General features: G+C 39.7%; 2 protein-coding genes and 1 pseudogene. 1 reads left to right on the plus strand and 2 read right to left on the minus strand.

The features are described 5' to 3' along the window. Positions 1 to 5,439, plus strand: a 5,439-nt coding sequence (locus HWQ37_RS32470; protein ID WP_292755207.1) for an AAA family ATPase, incomplete at its 5' end; no start/stop codon positions are given. Between the two features lie 179 nt (positions 5,440 to 5,618). Here HWQ37_RS32470 and HWQ37_RS32475 read toward each other — a convergent pair. After that, positions 5,619 to 5,891, minus strand: a complete 273-nt coding sequence (locus HWQ37_RS32475; RefSeq protein ID WP_465249735.1) for an IS66 family transposase — start codon at positions 5,889 to 5,891, stop codon at positions 5,619 to 5,621. Beyond that, positions 5,875 to 6,194, minus strand: a pseudogene (locus HWQ37_RS32480) (hypothetical protein); the annotation flags it as partial. The pseudogene HWQ37_RS32480 and the gene HWQ37_RS32475, both read right to left, overlap by 17 nt.

Below are 6,194 nucleotides of genomic sequence, written 5' to 3' on the forward strand. Positions count from 1 at the left end.
AAACAAGTTAAATTAATTGACTTTAGTATTGCATCTCTACTCCCAAAAGAAACTCAAGAAATTAAAAATCTCAATGTATTAGAAGGAACTTTGGCTTATATTTCTCCCGAACAAACGGGAAGAATGAATCGCTTAATTGATTATCGGACTGATTTTTATTCCCTGGGGGTAACTTTTTACGAATTACTCACGGGTGAATTACCATTTCCATCAAATGACGCAATGGAGTTGGTACATTGTCACATTGCGAAAATGCCGGATTGTGTGTCTGATATGAAATCCGAAATCCCCAAAGTTGTCGGTGAGATTATTAGGAAATTGATGGCAAAAAATGCCGAAGATAGATATCAAAGTGCTTTGGGGTTAAAGCACGATCTAGAAAAATGTTTATCTCAACTTGAAGAAACTGGTGGAATAGAATCTTTTGAAATTGCACAGAGGGATATTTGTGACAGGTTTATTATCCCCGATAAACTCTACGGACGAGAAGCCGAAGTTGAAACTCTACTCTCTTCTTTTGAACGAGTCAGCTTGGGTGCAACAGAAATGATGTTGGTAGCTGGTTTTTCTGGAATTGGGAAAACTGCGGTTGTCAATGAACTTCATAAACCCATTGTCAGACAGCGGGGTTATTTTATCAAAGGCAAATACGACCAATTCCAACGAAATATTCCTTTCAGTGCCTTTGTGCAAGCATTTCGGGATTTAATGGGGCAATTGTTAACCGAAAGTGATGCTCAAATCCAAGCATGGAAAAATCAGATTTTAGCGGCAGTAGGAGAAAGTGGACAAGTAATTATTGAAGTCATCCCCGAATTAGAAATAATTATTGGTAAACAACCACCTGCAACAGAGTTATCTGGAACTGCGGCCGAAAATCGATTTAATTTATTGTTCCAAAAATTTACCCAAGTTTTTACAAGTTTTGAACATCCGTTAGTGATGTTTTTGGATGATTTACAGTGGGCTGATTCCGCATCATTAAAGTTAATCCAGTTATTAATGGCTGATACAGGGCATCTTTTCTTAATTGGTGCATATCGTGATAACGAAGTCAATCTAGCCCATCCGTTAATGTTGACCTTGGGTGACATTGAAAAAACTGCAGTAATTATTAATACGATTACTTTAGCTTCACTGAATCAAGATAAGGTGAATGAATTAGTTGCTGACACACTGAAATGTACAGAAAATTTGGCATTGCCTTTTTCTCAATTGGTATATGAAAAAACTCAAGGTAATCCTTTTTTTGCTACACAATTTATCAAAGCATTATATCAAGATGGACTAATTAAGTTTAACTTTGAGTTAGGCTGTTGGCAATGTGATATAGCACAAGCGACTCAGCAAGCGGTTACAGATGATGTGGTTCAATTCATGGCATTGCAGTTACAAAAATTGCCAGAATCAACACAAGAGGTTTTAAAATTAGCTGCTTGTATTGGCAATCAATTTGATTTAGCAACTTTGGCAATTATTTCAGAAAAATCGGAAATCGAAACGGCTGTGGATTTGTGGACAGCCTTACAAGAAGGCTTGATTTTACCCCAAAGTGAGGTTTATAAATTTTATCAGGGAGAAGATAACCAGCAATTGGGGCTGGAAAATCGCAATACCAACAAACAATTAGCCAAATATAGATTTCTGCACGATCGCGTCCAACAAGCCGCTTATTCTCTCATTCCCGACGAGCAAAAACAGGCAACGCATTTAAAAATTGGTCAATTATTGCTGAGAAATTCTGCAAACGTTGAGCGAGACGAGCGGCTATTTGAAATTGTTAATCAATTAAATACAGGGCGATCGCTCATTGTTGAGCAAGCAGAACAAATCAAATTAGCTCAACTTAACCTCATTGCTGGACTCAAAGCAAAAACTTCGACAGCATATACAACGGCTGCGGATTATCTGAAAACAGGCACTAAACTAGTTGGTTTACAGGGTTGGCAGCACTCGTATAAATTAACATTTTCATTCTATCGACAACTGGCAGAAGTTGAGTTTCTGTGTGGCAATTTCGATCAGTCCGTTGAGTTGGTCGAGCAGATTTTATCTCGTGCAAAGGATGTGTCAGAGCAGGCGGAAGTTTACAACTTACTCGTGGTTCAGTACACATTTGTGGGTCAATATGCAGCCGCGATTGAAACTGGCATGAAAGCACTCCAACTTTTGGGCATAGATATTTCCAAGGGTGATCTGCAAGCAGAAATTCAACAGGAGATTCAGACGATTAACAACTATCTGCAACAGCATTCAGTTTTGTCATTATTGGATGATCTATCAGAAACGACCGATCCTAAAATTCGCATTGCTGTTCAACTTCTGGTTAATCTCGACCCACCAGTTTACATCACCTCTAACCTCGACCTTTATATTCTGATATCAGCTAAAATCGTTGCGCTCTCACTGGAGTACGGTTATATTCCTGAAACGGTAAAAGGCTATGGCAACTACGGCTGGCTCTCCGGGATTGTTCTGGGGGATTACAAAACTGGATACGACTTTGGTGTACTGGGAATGAGTCTTGCCCATAAACTAAACAATCGTGCTCAGATCAGCAAAGTTAGCCTCTCATTTGGCAGTTGGATTCACAGCTGGAGCAAACCTGTTGGCAAAATTCTTCACGTCAACGATGAGGGATATCAAGCGGGTTTGGAGTCAGGCGAAGTCTTATTCGGTGGGTTTAATCTATTCTGTAAAGTCACAAATCAACTATTTAGTGGCACTAGTCTTGACATTATTGATGAAAATCTGCATAAGTATTTGCCCTTTGCGACTAAAACCAAAAACGGACTATTGTTTGGAGTTTTAGGTGGAGTTTATTTTTTAGTGCAGGGACTACTCGGATCGACCACTGCTTCTAGCAATTCCTCAAAATCGGAAGGGGAGATTCAAATCGACAGACAACAATATCTAGAATTCTGCGAGACTGGACAGGACTTTTGTTCGTTGAGTGTCTTCTATATTTGGCAAATGCAATTGTCCTGCATCAATCAAACTTTTCGAGATGGTCTTAACTATGCATTAGCAGCCAAGCGTACCTTGAAAGGAGCATTAGGATTTACCCCTTCCTCAGAATACCCGATATACGAATCGCTTATTTTGCTGAATCTCTACCAAGAAGCGGCACCAGACCAACAAGCACAATACTTACAACAAGTGTGGTGTCATCAGTTACAGTACAAAGTTTGGGTAGATAATTGCCCAGAAAACTTTCTGCATAAATATCTCCTGGTAGAAGCAGAATTGCATCGAGTGATGGGTGAGACGCTCAAAGCAGTAGAATTTTATGATCGCGCCATTACCTCTGCTAAAGAACATAACTTTACGCATATTGAAGCCTTAGCCAATGAATTTGCTGCTCGGTTCTATGTGGTATGGGGTAGAGAACGAATCGCCCAAGATTATCTTCTTGATGCCTATTATGCTTATGCTCGGTGGGGAGCAAAAGCCAAAACCGATGATTTAGAAAAACGCTATCCCCAACTTCTTCTGCCCATTTTGCAGCAACCCAAACCCAGCTTCAATGTCAGAGAAACCCTCACCAGTCTTCACACCAATTCCATTCATTCCTCAACCCAAGTCTCCAGCAGCAGCATTATTTCCGATATGCTGGATTTTGACTCCGTCATCAAAGCCGCCCAAGCCCTATCGGGCACCATTCAACTTGATGAACTGCTCCAGCAACTCACCCAAATCATTTTGCAAAACTCCGGGGGAGACAAATGCATATTAGTTTTACCCCAAGACGAAATCTGGTATGTTAGAGCCATTTCCACTCCCGAAATCACAGAACTTTGCTCCCAAGCGTTAGAAAATCATCCTAATGTTCCCATCAAACTGATTCAGTATGTTAAACGGACGCAAACTGTAGTGGCGATTGATAATTTAGCAACCGATTTACCTGTGATTGATGACTATCTCAGCCAACGTCAGCCCAAGAGCGTTCTGTGTTTACCGATTCTCAATCAAGGGCATTTAGCTGGGATTCTTTGCCTAAAAAATCAAGCTACTGCGGGGGTGTTTACGAGCGATCGTCTGAAGGTAATTAACTTTCTTTGTACTCAAGCAGCCATTTCCTTAGAGAATGCTGGACTCTATCAAGAATCACAGTACTATAATCAGCAACTACAGCAATCTCTCCAAGATTTACAAAAAGTTCAAGAGAAAGTCCAGGAAACCGAGAAACTCTTTCAAGCAATGGCAGATTCCGCTCCTGTTTTATTATGGCTAGCGGGGACAGATTCCTTGTGTTATTTCTTCAATCAGATTTGGTTAGATTTTACTGGTCGCACGCTAGAGCAGGAAATGGGCAATGGCTGGGCAGAAGGAGTTCATCCAGAAGATTTTCAACAATGTCTAGATATTTACTTAACGTCTTTCCATGCACGGAAAAGTTTTAAGATGGAATATCGTCTGAAACGTGCCGACGGTGAATATCGTTGGATATTAGGCAACGGTACTCCACGCTTTTTTCCTGATGGTAGTTTTGCTGGATATGTTGGTTCTTGCATCGATATTACTGATCGCAAACTCATTGAAGCCGATCATCAAAAAAAATCCGAAGCCCTTCAACAAGCCTTGCAAGAACTCCAAACAACTCAAATTCAAATGATTCAAAGTGAAAAAATGTCGGCATTAGGTAATTTAGTTGCTGGCATTGCTCATGAAATGAATAATCCCCTGGGTTTTATTTCTGCAAGTCTAAAACAAGCAAAACCCAGCTTTGCTGATATTAGCGAACACCTGAAATTATACCAAAAAAGTTTACCAAATCCAAGTGATGAAATTATTGACCATGCAGAAGAAATCGACTTGGATTATAGCTTAGAAGATTTGCCCAAGATGATTGATTCCATGTCTATGGCGTGCGACAGGCTGAAAAATATCAGCACCAGTTTACGTACTTTCTCTCGTGCCGATCAAGACTATAAAGTGCCATTTAACATTCACTCTGGCATTGATAGCACCATTCTCATTCTCAAACATCGGATCAAGGCGAATGAACAACGTCCGGCGATTGAAGTTGTCACTAACTATGGGGATTTACCTCAAATTGAATGTTTTCCTGGTCAATTAAATCAGGTATTTATGAATCTGATAGCAAATGCTATTGATGCAATAGATGAATCTAATCAGGGACGAATTTTTGAAGAAATTAAAGCTAATCCGAACTGTATTACAATTACAACCTCATTCGGAAATAATCTAGTTAAAATTGCCATTGCAGATAATGGTAAAGGGATGAGTGAAGAGGTGAAATCAAAAATATTTGACCATTTATTTACTACAAAAGCTGTTGGTAAAGGGACGGGGTTAGGGTTGGCGATTGCTCGTCAAATTGTGGTAGAAAAACATAACGGTTCACTGGTTGTGAATTCTACACTCGGTGAGGGAACTGAATTTGTCATTACCTTACCAGGGACTTCCAGAAAATAAACTATTCCCTTAACAATAATGATAATCATTTTAAGGGTGGATGAAGGGGCTGCCGTCGGCAGCCCCTTCATCCACCAAAACACCTTGATATTCACAATTCAAGATATCTCGACTTATAGGTATCTGGATATCAAGATACCTTTTTACTTTGATATCTAAAAATTTAGGTAACTGCCTAGCTATATAGTATTTGAGGAAAAGAAAACAGAGACATTACCTTGTAGTGCATCAGTAATCACTTCCAGCAAATTAAGACCATGCTTAGATGCAGTTGAAAGGAAAGAACGTATATTGGCAAATAAAACCGCAAAATCGAATGAGCGAAAGCCGCCAGAAACTTTCTGTTTACATTTCATCATCCGCAAATCACGTTCGGCTTGATTATTGGTAAATGGAACATCTGGGTCTATCAAAAAACGTAAGACATCGCTCAAGTCATTTTGAAAACGCAATTAACTTGTTATGACCAATTCGTCGTTTCACTCGTCCTCGATTACTTTTACGAGTTAACGGCAATTGGCTTTGATGAAAATCTTGCCCTCGCTTTAAAATTTGCTCATACAATTGCTTGAGACGAGTAACAATATTTTTAGGAATACCGGATTGATAGCGATGTTTATAATTGCAAGCCAAGAGCAAAAGCTTTTTCATTGACTTAGCCCAAGGCTCTTGTTCAATTTCCTCTAAAGCTTTAAGTTCTCGCAGGTGATGGGCATTGTTCAATAACCGGCAAGTTTTGGGTCGGGGTCTAAATC

This window comes from Nostoc sp. NMS4 (assembly GCF_017115095.1).
GTDB lineage: Bacteria > Cyanobacteriota > Cyanobacteriia > Cyanobacteriales > Nostocaceae > Nostoc.